Below are 15,401 nucleotides of genomic sequence, written 5' to 3'. Positions count from 1 at the left end.
TTAAGTACCTGAGCGCAACTGCTGCTGAGGATGTGAACGAGTATACACCGGCGCGGCAATGCCTGCTGCAAGGTAAGGCAGCAGGCGTTGAATAACGCCTTCAATATCAACTTCTTCGTTAAAATCAGCTTCTGCAATTTCTGCCAGCGCTTCGTTTGACGCCATGGTAAATACCACAGTACCCAGTGAAAAATGTAAACGCCAGAACAGCTCACTGGCTGGCAATTGTGGGCAGGATTGTTGCACCAGCAACACAAACTTATCCAGCACCCTGCCATAGTGATTATTTATAAACCAGCGTAAATGGCCCTGCACATCAGTATAGCCCCGCCCCAGCAGCTGCAGAAAAATCCGGGTGCCGTTGTTATGCACCGAATTAAGCTCCAGTAAGGGTTTCACAAAAACTGCCAGCACCTGTGTCAGGTTATTCGGTTGCTGTGCTGCCAGTAAGCGGTTGAATTCCTGGTCCAGCCGGACCATCAGCACCCTTAAGTAGCGCTGCAACACCGCCTGAATTAACTCTTTTTTAGAACCAAAATGATAATTGACCGCTGCCAGATTAACTTCAGCCAAACTGGTGATCTGACGCAATGACGTGTCATTAAAACCCGTTTCAGCAAACAGGCTTTGCGCTGCGTCCAGAATTTTTTGCTGGGTGTTTTGCTTAGCGACCATATTCACCGCACAATTTAAACAAGTGTTTGAAATGTACGTTTGAATCTAAAACATGTCAAGCAACAACTGGCTCACTGGTCCGATATCTTTAGCCCGAGCGCTATAAAGGCCTATCCCATATCAGCATTTTCTGGCATCGCTCCGGCCAATAACGACTTTCAAAAAAAACGCTTGACATTATTTGGCCACTGAGCGAACTTTGCTGTCATATTAACCAACCGGAGAGTAGCCTGATGCAAAAATGCGCCCGCAATCATTATTACTATTGCTCTCCGTTCTACCTGTCTGAATGGTTCAATAATTAGTTCTCCCTCTGCGTCAGGCAGAGGCTTCCCCGTAGTGCATTTAAAACAATCCCAGCATTTTGCTGCCTTTAAATCGCCTGTGGGGTGTGACTACCCGTTTCTGCTTTGACGCACTTTTCCCTTTTTTTAATCAGATTGCCGCCAAAGGCAACATTTGTAATCCAGAGGAATGTGTATGTACGTTAAAGCAAAAATGAAGCTATCTACCTTAAGTGCAGCGGTTATCCTGGCCGCAACCGGCCAACATGCGCTGGCAGCTGAAGAAACCGTTGCTGAAGAGCAGAAAATTGAAAAAATTCAGATAACCGGCTCCCGCTTAAAAGGCGTGGATATGGAAGGGGCTAATCCGGTACAGGTGTTCAGCCGTGAAGACATGGCTAAACGTGGCTATGACAGTGTCGGCTCTTTCCTGCGTGACCTGCCTCAGGCATCCAGCGCCGGTACTTTTACCGAGAACGGTGGTGTAGGCGGTGCTGATGGCGCCCCAGCCGGCTCATCAGGCGTCAGCCTGCGCGGTCTGGGTAGCAGCTCTACCCTGGTGCTGGTTAACGGCCGCCGGGTAGCTGTAGACTCCTTCACCAATGGTTTTGACTCCTTTGTTAACGTTAACGCTATCCCGATGTCAGCATTAGAGCGGGTTGAAGTACTCACTGACGGTGCTTCATCCGTGTACGGTTCAGATGCTATCGCCGGGGTAATAAACTTTATCCTGCGCAAAGACGTTGAAGGCCATGAAGTATCAGTATCTTATGGTGATGACACTAAAAGCAGCAACTTTGGCCGTACTAACCTGACCTATGTTGGCGGCTTTAATACTGAAAACAGTAATACCACCCTGGTGGTGGACTATTTTGACCGCAATGCCCTGTTTAACAGTGACCGGCCAATTGAAGTAACATTAAAATCCAGCACCCGGGTTACCATCGATGGCGCTGACTATGCAGAACCCTGGTGTGGTAGTGATGTCAGCAATGGTGGCACCCGCTGTCGTTATGACTACGTTATTGAGCGGGCCATTCAGCCCGACACCACGACCATTGGCGCAACCTTGCATCATATTTACCAACTGGCCAATGGTAATGAATTCTTTGCTGAAGCCATGTTGCAGAATAATACCGGCTCGGCATACGACTCTGCTGCCGCCTTTGATGTCAGGATTGCCGGTGACTCAGCTCTGGTGCCACAATGGGCACGTGACATTAATGCTGAAGATGGTGAGGTTAATCAAATCCGGGTGCGTTCACGCTTTCCGGAAACCCGGGTGCAGGATTACGATACCACCAGTTACCGGGTATTAGCAGGTTTGCGTGGTGAGCTGGGAATGTGGTCCTGGGAAAGTGCAGCAACCTATGGCAAAACCGAAAACGAAATCACCCATGTTCAGGGCTATATGGGCCGGGACAAGGTCACTGCCGGTATTGCTAACGGCAGCTTCGACCCATTTAATTTAGGTCGCAATAACGGTAGCAGCGCCATTGCTGCAGTAAGGGAACTGGCGCCACGGGTTGGAGAGTCAGAGGTGTTCTCGGTTGATTTTAATATCGCCGGCGATTTAAACATTGAGTTACCAGCTGGTAATATCAGCGCGGTATTCGGCGGGGAGTTCAGAAGCGAAGACATTTTTGACAGGCCTGCTCTGGTTGCCCAAAGTGGCGGTGTATTCGCGCTTGGCGCCAGCGACGCTGCTGCTGATCGCACCCAATATGCGGCTTATGGCGAGTTTAACCTGCCACTTACCGACAACCTGGATATGATTGCGGCTCTGCGCTACGACCATTACAGCGACTTTGGTGGTGATACTAACCCGAAATTATCGCTACGCTACCGGGCAACCGATGATCTCATTGTCCGCGCCTCTTGGAGCACCGGTTTCAGAGCGCCGTCATTGTCACAGCTGGGTGCTGGCGAATCCTTGGGTTCTGCTTACATTAACTGCGGTGCAGACCAGCCATTTGATGCGTTATGTGGTGATTTTGGCGCTACATTTGGTGAACTGGAGCTTGATCAGGAGACGCTGGGTAATCGTGATCTGAATGCTGAGAACTCTGAAGCAGTTAACGTTGGTTTTTCATGGAACCTGACTGACAATCTGCAAATTACCGCCGATTACTGGCGCTATGAGCATACTGATATCGTCGATGTTGATGCCAATACCACTCTGAAAGCCTGTATTGCCGGCACTGCGCCGACAACCAGCAGTATTGCTGCACTGAACGGTGAATTTGGTTGTGTACTGGATGCTGGCAACGATTTAGTGTTCTTAAGAACCGGTTTCTTCAACGTAGGTAGTCAGGAAACCGACGGCGTTGACGTTAAAATCAACTATCAGATAAATACTGACAGCTTCGGTACATTTAAATTGTTTGCTGCCGGTACTAAAACCTTCTCCTACGAGCGTCAGGTTAATCAGGAAAGTGCTAAAGAAGACTTACTGGGTAAATTAAGTGGCGCTAATGAAATTGCCCGGCCAGATTTTGTAGCCGACTTTGGCACTGACTGGAGCATGAATAACTGGACGGCCAGTTTATCAGCACATTACATCAGTGAACTGGGTGACGGCGACTTTAAATTTGGTGGCAACGAAACTGTCGATGCCTGGCTGGTATTTAGCGGTAGCGTCGGTTATGAGCTAACTGACAGCCAGCGCGTGTTATTGACGGTGCGTAACCTGACTGACGAAAAACCGCCATATGCCTCATCACCAACCAATGGCTATGCCAGTTCGGTACATGATTGGACCGGCAGTTTATGGACGGTACGTTACACCATTAACTTCTAACACACAGTTATCAGAACGCTAAGCGTAGATAACACTGATCTATCACAAAAAAGGGGCTTCAAGCCCCTTTTTCATCAAGTTAAAGCTGGCTAAGCAGCTTGACCTTACATAAACTGGATACAGAATTGTCGTTTCCTTAAACGGAGTAGATTTTGTCTGCGCTGAAAATCAAACCTGAACAAGTTAAATTAGGCTATGCCATAAAACTACCCAGCGGCTGGATGAAGCACCCTTTTCTGTCCAGTAACATGCTGGTCGAAAACGAGCAGCAACTTCATATTATTAACCATCTTCAACTGGAGTATGTCTATTTCTATCCGGAGAAGAGTAAACAAATTGCAGAAAACATCACTGAACGTTCAGACGACGAAAACATAGAATTCAACAGTAAAATGTCTGAAGCACAAGCTACAATGCTGAACGAAAAAATGCGAAGGATTGAGCAAGCAAAAGCTCATCGACGTGATATTCAGAAAACTGAGAAAGCTTTTAACCATTCGTTAAATCAGGTGCGCGACCTGATGAAACAAGTGAGCGGCAGGCCACTGAATGCCATTACCGAAGCTTCCGAGCTGATTAGCCAGTTAGTTGAAACTATTGTCGATGCTGAAAGTCTGGTACTACACTTAATTTCCTCAGGCAACAAAGATCAGGAGACCTTGTATTATCATGTCCTGAACGTTTCGATTGTCAGCATGATGCTGGGTCGCAATCTGGGCTTCTCAGCGGCTGACATTAAAACAATTGGCATTGGTGCGCTGTTTCATGACATAGGTAAACTTAAAATACCCAGCCAGATTTTACGTAAAACGACGCCACTAACGGCGCCCGAACAAAATTTATTAAAAATGCATACCAAATATGGTACTGATTTAGTTGGGCTGGCTGATACCTTCCCATTGGAAGCATGGCCAATAATTGAGCAACACCACGAATACCTGGACGGTACGGGCTATCCGAAAGGACTTAAAAAAGACCAGATTAATAAAATGGCGCATATTGTGGCGGTAGTAAACGAATTTGATAATCTGTGTCATCCGGCAGATCCTGTTAAAGCCCGCTCGCCGCATCATGCTCTGGCCTACCTGTACCGCACGATGAAAAATAAGCTGGACGACACAACCATGCGGGTGATGATTAAGATGATGGGCGTTTACCCACCTGGCACAGTGGTAATGTTAAGCGACCAACGGATTGCGATGGTAATGTCCGTTAATAGTGACAGCCTGCTGCAACCTAATGTAATGATTTACGAGCCCGAAGTACCGAGGCTGGAAGCACCGGTAATTAGCCTGGACAGTGATGAGCTGACCATAAGCAAGGTGCTGACCATCGCCAGCTTACCCGAACGGGTCAGAGAATATCTGAATCCCAGAGCGCAGGTTAGTTATTATGTTCAGGGCAAACCGGGTTAAACTCATACTAAAATTATGAATAATAAAAGCATGGGGAACACCAGATGCATGTTACCGAAGTGAAGCACCCGTTAGTTCAGCATAAAATTGGTTTGCTAAGAGCTGCTGATATCAGTACCAAGCAATTCCGGCAACTGGCAGCTGAACTGGGCAGCCTGCTGACTTATGAGGCAACTAAAGATCTGCCGACGGAAACCACCAGTATCGATACCTGGAATGGCCAATGCCAGATAGAACAAATTCAGGGTAAAAAAGTTACCATAGTTCCTATTTTACGAGCTGGTTTAGGGATGCTGGATGGCGTATTGGATTTACTGCCGAGTGCGCGGATTAGCGTGGTAGGTGTCTACCGTGACGAAACTACCCTGCAGCCAGTGCCCTACTTTCACAAGCTGGCAGCAGAGCTGGATCAGCGTCTCGCTCTGGTAGTGGACCCAATGCTGGCGACCGGCGGCTCAATGATTGCTACCATTGATTTGCTGAAAAAACAGGGCTGTCAGCGTATCAAAGCGCTGGTACTGGTAGCCGCTCCGGAAGGTATTGCAGCCCTTGGCGCAGCGCATCCCGAGATTGAACTCTATACCGCAGCTATAGATACAGGTTTAAACGAGCATGGTTATATTTTGCCTGGCCTTGGTGATGCCGGCGATAAGTTATTTGGCACCCGTTAATCCGGCTTGCCTACCCGTCTGAAACATGGCACTTTGGTGCCATTTTTTTATTATTGAGCGTGATTTGTGGATCTTATTCCCTGGCATTACCTTACTCATTACGGCTTTACCTTACGCGGTTATCATAGTAAACCCAGCGGCAAACCGCTACTGCATATGTTGCATGGTAACGGGTTTTGCAGCCGTACTTATCTGCCATTACTGCAATATTTAACTGATCATTTTGATTTTTTCCTGTCCGATGCCCAGGGTCACGGTGATAGCGATCATGGTGGGCCCTTTTTAGGTTGGAATGTCAGTGCAGAACTGGCTGAAGCGGCATTGCAGGCGCATCAGCATCTTTTCGAAGGCCAGCCTGTGATTGGCGTGGGTCATAGTTTTGGTGGGGTGTTGACCGCACTCATTCACAGTAAAGCTGACAGCCCGTTTCAGCAAACTGTTCTGCTCGATCCGGTGTTATTTACTCCCTCTATGCTGGCGCTAATGCGCTCACTGAATGGTGTAGGCCTGTACCGCAGAAACCCGATGGCCAAAGCTGCGCTGCGTCGACGTCAGCACTGGCCGGATAAGAGTGCAGCTCACAACTATCTTAACAACCGCGGCATGTTTAAAAACTGGCAGCCCGAAGCACTGGCAGCCTATATTGAACATGCATTGGTAAGCTCTGAACATGGCATTAGCCTGAAATGCAAACCGGAACGAGAGGCTGAAATTTTCAGCTCCTATCCCGATAAACTCTGGCAACAATTGAGCCAAGCTTGCCCGCCCATTTTGATCATCTACGGTAGCAGCAGTTATCCCTTTATCAGCAAAGCCGTTAAAAAATGGCAAAATTGTAATCCAGCGGTACAAAGTAAAGTAACTGAAGGGGGGCACTGCTTTATGCAGGAGAATCCAGAAGCCACCGCGCAGCTTATGTTGCAGTACTTAAACCCCAAAGCTGGCTAAAATTGCCGTTATAAATAGCGGGGCTTTACGTTATAATGCGCCAAAATGGAATCAGGGTATGCAGATGAGAAAGTCCTTATTACTAGCGGCACTGGTGTTGGCAGGTTGTAGCCAACTACCAGCCCCTGAACAGGTTTCACCAGACCAACTTAATGGTAACCAGGCCGCACAGCAGGATATGCTGGAAGATGTTGTGCCTGACAGTGAGACCACAAAAGCAATTGCGACTAATTTTGAACAGATTTTTATTGATAGTGATATCAGTTTCACCGGCACCCTGCCCTGTGCTGATTGCCCGGGCATCCAGTACCATCTGAACCTTTACCGCGATGGCCGCTTTGAAGTTCGCCAGCAATACCTGGAACGCGGTGACATTAATATTATTAAAGGCATTTGGTTACTGGAAAAACGCAACCTGCACCTGGTTAACCAGCAACACACCTTGCCGGCATTTTATTTTTCCAACAATAATCAGCTAGCGATGCTGGATTTGGCTGGTAAGCCGATAAGCTCCGCCATGAACTATCAGCTGAAACGTCAAGCCGATTTTATTAAACTCGATACCCGACAGCCGATGCTGGGCTTGTATTTACTGCAAGACAACCAGGCTACCTTCACCTTGTGTCAGTCTGGCGAAAGCTTAACAGTTGCCAACACTCAACATCATTTGCCCATGATGCGCCACTACCAGCAGGATGAACGGTTGCGAAACAAGTCCGTTATTGCCACCCTGGTAGGCCGCAAACAGGACAACAGCCGGGGTGAAACCCAGTTATTAATAGAGAAGTTTGAACAATTCTGGCCCAATGCTGTATGTCCGGACCCCTATGCCCCGGGGCAAATTCAAGGCATTGTCTGGCGCGCTGAAAAACTGGCTGGCCATTACCTGCCGCAGCAACTGAATGTCAGAATGATTTTTGATTCAGAAGACCGCATCTATGGTTTCGCTGGCTGCAACAGCTTTAACGGCAGCTATAAGCAGCAGGCCAACCGTTTGAATGTTGCAGGCATTGCCAGCACCCAGAAGTATTGCAGCGACAGTAGCGACTTCGAACAGCAGTTTACCAGTTCATTGCAATCAGCCGACAGGGCCGAGGTAAATGGCGATAAATTGCAGCTGTTCAGAGACAACAACCTGCTAATAGAATTTAAACCGGCGCTAAACTAAAAAAAATACCCTCATACCAAAGGTAGTGAGGGTATTTTAGCCACGGTCAGGTGGCTTCCGATGCTATCGGCTTATATCAGACTAAGGCTTCTTTTGCTTTAGAAACTAAAGCAGTGAAAGCGGCTTTGTCGTATACAGCGATGTCGGCCAGGATCTTACGATCAATTTCAACAGAGGCTTTTTTCAGGCCTGCGATGAAACGGCTGTAAGATAAACCGTTCATCCGTGACGCCGCGTTAATACGCGCGATCCACAGTTGACGGAACTGACGCTTACGCTGACGACGGTCACGATAAGCATATTGACCGGCTTTAATAACGGCCTGGAAAGCAACACGATAAACACGACTGCGGGCACCGTAGTAACCTTTAGCCTGGTTTAACACCTTCTTATGACGCGCGCGCGCCGTCACACCACGTTTTACTCTTGGCATTTCTGACTCCTGTTAATTATGCGTACGGCATGCAACGGACTAAGCCGGCAATGTCTACTTTAGCGACTAAGGTTTTTGGACCTAACTGACGCTTACGCTTAGAAGTCTTCTTCGTCAGGATGTGGCGAAGGTGTGATTGCTTACGTTTAAAGCTACCAGAAGCAGTTTTTTTGAAACGCTTCGCGGCACCTTTATTGGTTTTCATCTTTGGCATAGTATTTAAACTCGCATTGTTAAGTTACAACGAATAATAAGGCGTTAAAAAACTGCGGCGAGCCGCAGCTTAATAAACTTGAAGGCACTTATTACTTCTTATTTGGGGCCAGCATCATGATCATCTGCCGACCTTCCACCCGTGAAGGGAAAGATTCGCAGATAGCGATATCAGACAAGTCCTCTTTAATTCGAGAAAGCATCTCAATACCAATTTCCTGATGCGCCATTTCACGGCCACGATAGCGCAGCGTTACTTTGGCTTTGTCACCCTCTTCAATGAAGCGACGCAGGTTGCGTAGTTTTACCTGGTAATCGCCTTCGTCAGTTCCAGGCCGGAATTTTATTTCTTTAATCTGGATCTGTTTTTGCTTCTTCTTCTGCTCTTTAAGAGCTTTACTCTTTTCGAACAGGAACTTACCGTAGTCCATCAACTTACAAACTGGTGGTTCGGCTGTCGGGCTGATCTCAACTAAATCATTGCCACTGTCTTCGGCCAGTTTAATGGCTTCAGCAATACTTACTACACCCAGTTGCTCACCTTCGACGCCAATTAACCGCACTTCTGGCAGGTTAATCTCTTCGTTGATCCTGTTAGGACGGTTTGCAGGTAATGTTTTCTTTCCTACTTTAATAGTATGTTCCTCCGAAAATTATTCTTATACGCTTAATGGCTTAAACCCGGCTTTTAATTTCAGTGGTAAGCTTTTCAACAAAAGCGGCCACCGACATTTTTCCAAGGTCTTCACCCTTACGCGTTCTTAAGGCGATATCGCCCGCTTCCATCTCTTTGTCGCCTACGACCACAAGATAAGGAATACGCTTAAGCGTGTGCTCGCGGATTTTAAAGCCTATCTTCTCATTTCTCAAGTCACTAATGGCTCTAATACCGTGAGATTTGAAAGTTTTTACTAAATTTTGCACATATTCGGCCTGATTATCGGTAATATTCATTACCACCACCTGAGTTGGGGCTAACCAGGCTGGAAAAAGGCCGGCGTATTCTTCGATCAAAATACCGATAAAACGCTCAAGCGAACCCAAAATAGCGCGGTGAATCATTACCGGCACCAGCTTTTCGCCACCTTCAGAAACAAAAGTCGCACCTAAGCGACCAGGCAACGCAAAATCTAACTGAATAGTGCCGCACTGCCAGGCCCGGTTTAAACAATCGTGCAGGGTAAATTCAATTTTCGGGCCGTAAAATGCGCCTTCACCCGGCTGCAAATCATAGTCAATGTTGTTGCTTTTCAGTGCTTCAATCAGGCCCTGCTCAGCTTTATCCCAGCTTTCATCTGAACCGATGCGCTGAGCTGGCCGGGTAGACAGCTTTACTTTCACGTCTTTAAAGCCAAAAGTACTGTAAACATCAAATACCATCTGGATACACTTGGTCACTTCAGCCTGGACCTGATCTTCAGTACAGAAGATATGGGCGTCGTCCTGGGTAAAACCACGCACCCGCATTAAGCCATGTAAACCACCTGAAGGTTCGTTGCGGTGGCAACAGCCAAACTCGGCCATTCTAAGCGGTAAATCGCGGTACGATTTTAAACCCTGATTAAAAATCTGGACATGGCCCGGGCAATTCATCGGCTTAATGGCGTACTCACGGTGTTCAGACTGAGTAGTAAACATGTTTTCAGCATATTTTTCCCAGTGACCTGATTTTTCCCACAACACCCGGTCCATCATCAATGGGCCTTTTACTTCGTCGTAGTCGTATTCGCCCAGCTTTTCCCGGACAAAGCTTTCCAGCTCACGGAAGATGGTCCAACCATCGTTATGCCAGAACACCATACCCGGTGCTTCTTCCTGCCAATGAAATAAGCCGAGCGCCTTACCAATTTTCCGGTGATCGCGCTTTTCCGCTTCTTCTAACTGCAATAAATAGGCTGCAAGCTGCTTTTTATCAGCCCAGGCGGTACCATACACCCGCTGCAGCATTTTGTTTTTCGAGTCGCCACGCCAGTAGGCGCCGGCCACTTTCATTATTTTAAAGTGCTGGCAAAACCGCATATTCGGCACATGCGGGCCTCGGCACATATCGATATATTCTTCATGATGATACAAACCGGGCTGGTCGTCTTTACTGACGTTCTGCTCCAGAATTTCCATCTTGTAGCTTTCGCCACGGGCTTTAAAGGTATCAAAAGCTTCCTGCCAGCTGACTTTATGCTTGATTACGTCATATTCGGTTTTGGCAAGCTGCAGCATCCGCGCTTCCAGCTCAGCTAAATCGTCGCTACTGATCGGCTGGTCTAAATCGACGTCATAATAGAAGCCGTTTTCAATCACCGGGCCAATGGCCATCTTCACATTTGGCCACATTTGTTTAATGGCATGGCCCAATAAGTGAGCGCAAGAGTGACGGATAATTTCCAGGCCGTCCTGATCTTTACTGGTAATAATGCTGAGAGTAGCGTCAGTACTAATGGGATCACAGGCATCCACTAACTGACCATTTACCTTACCGGCAATAGTGGCTTTAGCTAAACCGGGGCCGATGTCTTTGGCAACATCCATCACAGAAACAGCAGAATCAAAAGCACGTTGGCTGCCATCAGGCAGAGTAATAACTGGCATGATTTATCCTTTTACAGTGGTGGCCCACACCAAGGGTCACTTGATTAAACACATAAGTTCTTATTTCGTGCGCCTTGCGTGACAGTTGACACCCCTTACCAAGGGCTGTTTGGTACACAACGTGGTACACGTTTTTGAGCATGTTAGTTAGAGACATAAACAGACTCAGGCGCATATCATACAGGAATATTGACGCCTCTGCACGGGTAGTGCTAACGACAAATTGCCAAGCATCCAGTATTGGGGCATATTGGCACCGCGGCGGCCACTGGTGATATATTTATGGCTAATAACCGATGACTTAAGGCTGTTCGTTCTTTATTGAAATATTAATAAGGCTAATAGAAATGAGCAGCAGACCAAATAGAACAGCGACTGATAGAACTTTCGGTTTAGTAGATATATGGCAACTACTAAGAAAGCTGTATTGGGAGATGGAAATCTTAGCCTCAGTGCAAAAAAGTTATCTTCCGCAAGAAAAAAATAGCATTTTTAATTTCAAGGATGTGAAGAGTTATGCTTCAATCAACGTTGCTTCAACTAACGTATCTTTGATCGAATGGCTTTTCTATCGATTAGATAGCGATGACAACTTGAAGCAGGCTTTTATCAGCTTTTACCCTCTTGTTGACTTGAATAATCCCGCAAAATTTAGCAATTCGCTAAGAAGTTTTAAAGTCGAACTTCAGATATGCCATCAGGTTTGTAACGCAAACAAGCATTTTAAGTTACAAAAAGGTTTTGATAATAATGTCTCTGCAATGACTTTCGATATTGTCAAAGTGGATTATGAAGACGAAAAAAAAGTACTAGAAATACACACAGTACATGACTTTTCATTCGTAAGACACTGCTCTATGCGGGGCTATGAAAATCAAACACTTTTTCCAAAAGATATTTTTATAGAGCTATTAAAATGGTGGACTTCCCTACTCAAAAGCATCTCAATTCCGGATCAAACTATTTATTTCCCGGAGTTAGATGCTTGGCAAGATAGTCTGCCAGCTATCTGAAGTTCTCAGTTTTAAAGTCAGGTATAGACCTAAAGCAACCCATTAAAATCCATTGGGTCAATTACCCCATCTTCAAGGGCATGGCCTATTTCAGCCATAGCGCTGCCCAGTTCTTCGCTTACCCGCATTAGTTGGTCGCTTAGTTCTTCGTCACGGCAAACAGTCTCTGGCAGTTTTACAAACACCCCACCACGTGAGTGTGCCCAAGCGTCTAAAATGCCGTTGTCGTTAGCCAATAGCGACAGACAGCTTCACCCAAGGTAAGCTTGTGGAACTCCTGATCCGTGTTCACCTTATTGCCCAGCACATTAGGGCTAACACCCAGCTTGCGGGCTGAGTCGCTAATGTTGTGTCGCTTGCCAAGCAAATAGGACGCTGTTTGCGGGCATAGTGAAATTTGTTTTTGCTTTAACGTGTTATTGCTCATGGGACTGTTATCCTTGAAGCGTGGTTAAGAGGCTTGTTGAACAGCGTTGAGCTGATCAGCCTTAAGGGCGCCATCGGTAATCTTCTCGATCTAGGAACCCCTCAGCTCGGGAATATCTTCCGACCACTGAGAAACAGTCTGGCTTTTGATACCCAGCGCCTTAGCGGTTTTGGTTACACCGCCAAAGTGCGCTATAACATCGTTTTTTTCATTATCTGACCTAAAATGTAAATAATCCTTACTAGAGCAAGAACTCTTACATAATAACGCAAGGATTTTTTTCGGTGATGGAATTACATTCAAGTGGTAAGCTTGCTTACATGAAAATGAAAGATCGTATTTTAAGTAGGCGTATAAGCCTTAAGCTTACTCAGGAAGCCGTCGCTAAGATTGTCGGAGTTAATCGCGTGTCCGTATCCAACTGGGAGACGGAAAGTAAAAGCGGTGGCATGCCAAGCGGAAAGCATCTAATAAATTTAGCCAAGGCTTTAAAAGTAACGCCTGAATGGATACTTACTGGTGAAGAAAAGCCAGATGATAATAATAAAGTCAGCGCTACAGCAGCAGCTTACACAGTTGGTTCGTTCGACCTTTGGGATAGCAAAAGACCGCTGGAAGAAGATGAAGTTGAGATGCCTTTCTATAAGGAAATTGAATTGTCAGCAGGAACTGGTTCAGTAGTACAGCGACTGGATAGCGGGTTTAAACTCCGCTTCACTAAATCAACCCTGCGCCGTTATAACATTCAGCCAGAATTAGCCGCCTGCGTAACTGTTAGCGGTAATAGCATGGAACCGGTATTGCCCGATCAGGCAACCGTTGGCATAGATACCGGTAACACCAAAATTAAAGATGGCGACTTGTATGCTATAGACCACGATGGCCTGTTAAAGCTTAAAAGGCTTTACCGGCTGCCAGGCAACAGTATTAGGTTACGCAGCTTTAATACCGACGAATACCCTTATGAGGATTACCAAACCGACCAGGCCAGTGCCATCAAAGTGCTTGGCCGGGTGTTCTGGTATTCGGTTTTAAGATAAATTAATAATGGTTCATATTTATGACAGATAAATCCGGTACTAAAAGTTTTTGGGATGCAAGTAATGTACTGTTTCTAGTTGCAGTTGCAGCTACTGGTTTTGGCTTTATACTTGTTTCTAAAATCATAGGTCTAATTCCTGACTACTCACAGATAACAGACTCACTAAGATGGTTTTTTTCTATTCTTTTCAAGGAGTTTGGAATTGCAGCAATAATAGCTTCATTTTTAGGATTTTCTGTAGAGAAGTTTTCCAGAGCCAAGCAGCATCAAGAGCAAGCTGAATTTAGAAAGCAGGTTAGTGAAAATGTCCTTAGTGCTGTTTTTGAAAAAATTATTCCGCCAGCAATTTATAAAGAGATAAAAAGCACCGTCATGGAGCAGACTCTTGTCAAAAAAAATGCACACTTAACTTACGATCTGCAATCGTTGCCAGATGAAGTGATCAAAAAGTTAGGTTTGAGTACTGAAGACGCTGCTAACATAGTTTTTTGCAATATTGAAACTAGGCATGTGATTGAAAATTTAAGTGAAAATCCCGATGTTTCCTATGTCATAAAATGTGGTGTTTCCTGTGATCTAGATGGCCTTTTTGGCGAGTATCTAGAAATTAGTTCTGTTGAAATTGAAGGGAAAAAATTAAGCCAAGATGATCTAAATGAATTCGCTAAACCGGCGAAAGATGGAGGCGTAATTGAACTTAAGTATCCTAGACCTCTTGCAGGGGAAGAAAAAATTAGCGTAATTGTTCACTCTCGAACTATTAAAAGATTAGAAGACACTGAGGTATGGACAACGATGGTTCCAACTGAAAATATGACTCTAGAGGTAATACATGAGGGTAATTTGTGCATTGGGGCAAACGCGAATCATTCTAAGAAGTTAAAAGCTATTTCACTCAACCCGAGTATCCCTAAGGCTGTTTTCGAACTACATCACGGTGTATTGCCTCATCAAGGAATTACTTTCTGGTGGCGTAAGTGCAAGCCCATAGCTAAGGCGCCAGTTAAACCTAGTAATGTAGAAGCAGTTGCAGGCTTAGACACTGGCACATCTAAAAACAAGTGAATTTATACTCAAATAGGTTGTCTATTGCTATAGAACAGTTAAACTGCAAGATAATATTAAATTATCACTTAAGTGAGCTGTATTTTTTTAGCCGTCAATTTTGATGGGAATTCGTTAAAGTTATCAACTCAAAATAATAAAAAAATAATAGATAGTAAATTTCATGAAATTGGAGAGTTTAATGATGAAAAATTTAAGTGCTGGTGTTGGCGTGTGGGATGGTCCTGCTCGATAAGTATCTCAAAACCCGCTTAGGCGGGTTTTTTAATGCAAAAAATCCACATCAGCCGAAAGCCATATAGTTTTCACACAGTAAAACATAGATAGATCACCGACCCGCTTCGGCGGGTTTTTATTACCCGCAAAATAATTGTAAGAGAACATATTTACATTAGTAAGCGTCTGGTCGTTACAGGTTGATGTTTAATGCCGATTAATGCACTGGTTATTTGAGGTGCTCTCAGCGCACTATTTTTTTTCAGCAGTGAAACCGTAGAATGCTATTTTGGGGCGCTACTTTATATTACCGTTGTAACGGTAGCATAATTGCAGAATGCCATTTTTTAGCCCTGCTATATATTACCGTTATAACGGTAGCATATTTTTCGCTACACCTTACGTGAGTCCGTGTCCGACGACCTATGTGCATCTGGATGTTCTG

The 15,401-nt window shown here is 45.6% G+C and carries 16 protein-coding genes; 8 read left to right on the top strand and 8 right to left on the bottom strand.

Annotated features, from left to right (window positions below; genetic code table 11):
• On the bottom strand, positions 1 to 675 hold the full coding sequence (gene psrA / locus H141_RS0112275; RefSeq protein WP_019676572.1) for a TetR family transcriptional repressor PsrA: 675 nt from the start codon (positions 673 to 675) through the stop codon (positions 1 to 3).
• A 480-nt stretch (positions 676 to 1,155) separates the two neighbouring features.
• On the opposite strand from psrA, the gene H141_RS0112270 reads away from it, so the two are divergent.
• The 5 genes from H141_RS0112270 to H141_RS0112250 all read left to right on the top strand — a co-directional run bounded on the left by H141_RS0112270 (position 1,156) and on the right by H141_RS0112250 (position 7,961).
• The gene (locus H141_RS0112270; RefSeq protein WP_019676571.1) at positions 1,156 to 3,759 is read left to right on the top strand and encodes a TonB-dependent receptor plug domain-containing protein; all 2,604 of its coding nucleotides are present in this window, start codon (positions 1,156 to 1,158) and stop codon (positions 3,757 to 3,759) included.
• A gap of 152 nt (positions 3,760 to 3,911) precedes the next feature.
• Positions 3,912 to 5,174, top strand: coding sequence for an HD-GYP domain-containing protein (locus tag H141_RS0112265; RefSeq protein ID WP_019676570.1), 1,263 nt, complete (start codon positions 3,912 to 3,914; stop codon positions 5,172 to 5,174).
• Between the two features lie 44 nt (positions 5,175 to 5,218).
• A complete protein-coding gene (gene upp, locus H141_RS0112260) occupies positions 5,219 to 5,845 on the top strand; it encodes a uracil phosphoribosyltransferase (RefSeq protein ID WP_019676569.1) in 627 nt (208 codons plus the stop codon).
• Positions 5,846 to 5,911: 66 nt separating this feature from the next.
• Positions 5,912 to 6,793 (top strand): alpha/beta fold hydrolase, encoded by an 882-nt coding sequence (locus H141_RS0112255; protein WP_019676568.1) that lies wholly within the window; start codon positions 5,912 to 5,914, stop codon positions 6,791 to 6,793.
• A 64-nt stretch (positions 6,794 to 6,857) separates the two neighbouring features.
• The gene (locus tag H141_RS0112250; RefSeq protein WP_026349421.1) at positions 6,858 to 7,961 is read left to right on the top strand and encodes an META domain-containing protein; all 1,104 of its coding nucleotides are present in this window, start codon (positions 6,858 to 6,860) and stop codon (positions 7,959 to 7,961) included.
• A 76-nt stretch (positions 7,962 to 8,037) separates the two neighbouring features.
• On the opposite strand, the gene rplT is transcribed toward H141_RS0112250, so the two are convergent.
• The 4 genes from rplT to thrS form a co-directional block, all read right to left on the bottom strand.
• The gene (gene rplT, locus H141_RS0112245; RefSeq protein WP_019676566.1) at positions 8,038 to 8,394 is read right to left on the bottom strand and encodes a 50S ribosomal protein L20; all 357 of its coding nucleotides are present in this window, start codon (positions 8,392 to 8,394) and stop codon (positions 8,038 to 8,040) included.
• Between the two features lie 16 nt (positions 8,395 to 8,410).
• Positions 8,411 to 8,608: a 50S ribosomal protein L35 gene (gene rpmI / locus H141_RS21155; RefSeq protein ID WP_027672243.1), complete on the bottom strand. Its 198-nt coding sequence runs from the start codon at positions 8,606 to 8,608 to the stop codon at positions 8,411 to 8,413.
• 91 nt (positions 8,609 to 8,699) lie between these two features.
• Entirely contained in the window at positions 8,700 to 9,242 is a 543-nt protein-coding gene (infC, locus tag H141_RS0112240; RefSeq protein WP_026349420.1) for a translation initiation factor IF-3, read from the bottom strand.
• Positions 9,243 to 9,282: 40 nt separating this feature from the next.
• Positions 9,283 to 11,193 carry a threonine--tRNA ligase gene (gene thrS, locus H141_RS0112235; protein WP_019676564.1) on the bottom strand — a complete coding sequence of 637 codons (1,911 nt, stop codon included), beginning with the start codon at positions 11,191 to 11,193 and terminating at the stop codon, positions 9,283 to 9,285.
• A gap of 347 nt (positions 11,194 to 11,540) precedes the next feature.
• Here thrS and H141_RS0112230 point away from each other — a divergent pair, with 347 nt between their 5' ends.
• Positions 11,541 to 12,206 (top strand): hypothetical protein, encoded by a 666-nt coding sequence (locus H141_RS0112230; RefSeq protein ID WP_019676563.1) that lies wholly within the window; start codon positions 11,541 to 11,543, stop codon positions 12,204 to 12,206.
• A 29-nt stretch (positions 12,207 to 12,235) separates the two neighbouring features.
• Here H141_RS0112230 and H141_RS20960 read toward each other — a convergent pair whose 3' ends face one another.
• The 3 genes from H141_RS20960 to H141_RS22105 form a co-directional block, all read right to left on the bottom strand.
• Positions 12,236 to 12,391 (bottom strand): phage regulatory CII family protein, encoded by a 156-nt coding sequence (locus H141_RS20960; protein WP_157610903.1) that lies wholly within the window; start codon positions 12,389 to 12,391, stop codon positions 12,236 to 12,238.
• 26 nt (positions 12,392 to 12,417) lie between these two features.
• Positions 12,418 to 12,633, bottom strand: a complete 216-nt coding sequence (locus tag H141_RS21460) for a phage regulatory CII family protein (protein WP_157610901.1) — start codon at positions 12,631 to 12,633, stop codon at positions 12,418 to 12,420.
• A 90-nt stretch (positions 12,634 to 12,723) separates the two neighbouring features.
• Positions 12,724 to 12,936, bottom strand: a complete 213-nt coding sequence (locus tag H141_RS22105) for a Cro/CI family transcriptional regulator (protein WP_205620385.1) — start codon at positions 12,934 to 12,936, stop codon at positions 12,724 to 12,726.
• On the opposite strand from H141_RS22105, the gene H141_RS0112220 reads away from it, so the two are divergent.
• A complete protein-coding gene (locus H141_RS0112220) occupies positions 12,921 to 13,673 on the top strand; it encodes a S24 family peptidase (RefSeq protein ID WP_019676561.1) in 753 nt (250 codons plus the stop codon). The two genes, H141_RS22105 and H141_RS0112220, sit on opposite strands and share 16 nt — an antisense overlap.
• Before the next feature lie 20 nt (positions 13,674 to 13,693).
• The gene (locus tag H141_RS0112215) at positions 13,694 to 14,740 is read left to right on the top strand and encodes a hypothetical protein (protein ID WP_019676560.1); all 1,047 of its coding nucleotides are present in this window, start codon (positions 13,694 to 13,696) and stop codon (positions 14,738 to 14,740) included.
• Positions 14,741 to 15,401 lie beyond the last annotated feature (661 nt).

The organism is Arsukibacterium perlucidum DSM 18276 (assembly GCF_000382165.1).
Taxonomy (GTDB): domain Bacteria; phylum Pseudomonadota; class Gammaproteobacteria; order Enterobacterales; family Alteromonadaceae; genus Alishewanella; species Alishewanella perlucidum.
This window is presented reverse-complemented; position numbering and strand designations above follow the sequence as displayed.

Excerpts from the sequence above, each read along its gene's own strand:
- H141_RS0112220 (WP_019676561.1), top strand. The coding sequence starts at position 12,921 with ATGGAATTACATTCAAGTGGTAAGCTTGCTTACATGAAAATGAAAGAT.
- H141_RS0112230 (WP_019676563.1), top strand. The coding sequence starts at position 11,541 with ATGAGCAGCAGACCAAATAGAACAGCGACTGATAGAACTTTCGGTTTA.
- upp (WP_019676569.1), top strand. The coding sequence starts at position 5,219 with ATGCATGTTACCGAAGTGAAGCACCCGTTAGTTCAGCATAAAATTGGT.
- rpmI (WP_027672243.1), bottom strand. The coding sequence starts at position 8,608 with ATGCCAAAGATGAAAACCAATAAAGGTGCCGCGAAGCGTTTCAAAAAA.
- H141_RS0112215 (WP_019676560.1), top strand. The coding sequence starts at position 13,694 with ATGACAGATAAATCCGGTACTAAAAGTTTTTGGGATGCAAGTAATGTA.
- H141_RS21460 (WP_157610901.1), bottom strand. The coding sequence starts at position 12,633 with ATGAGCAATAACACGTTAAAGCAAAAACAAATTTCACTATGCCCGCAA.
- psrA (WP_019676572.1), bottom strand. The coding sequence starts at position 675 with ATGGTCGCTAAGCAAAACACCCAGCAAAAAATTCTGGACGCAGCGCAA.
- H141_RS0112250 (WP_026349421.1), top strand. The coding sequence starts at position 6,858 with ATGAGAAAGTCCTTATTACTAGCGGCACTGGTGTTGGCAGGTTGTAGC.
- thrS (WP_019676564.1), bottom strand. The coding sequence starts at position 11,193 with ATGCCAGTTATTACTCTGCCTGATGGCAGCCAACGTGCTTTTGATTCT.
- H141_RS0112270 (WP_019676571.1), top strand. The coding sequence starts at position 1,156 with ATGTACGTTAAAGCAAAAATGAAGCTATCTACCTTAAGTGCAGCGGTT.
- rplT (WP_019676566.1), bottom strand. The coding sequence starts at position 8,394 with ATGCCAAGAGTAAAACGTGGTGTGACGGCGCGCGCGCGTCATAAGAAG.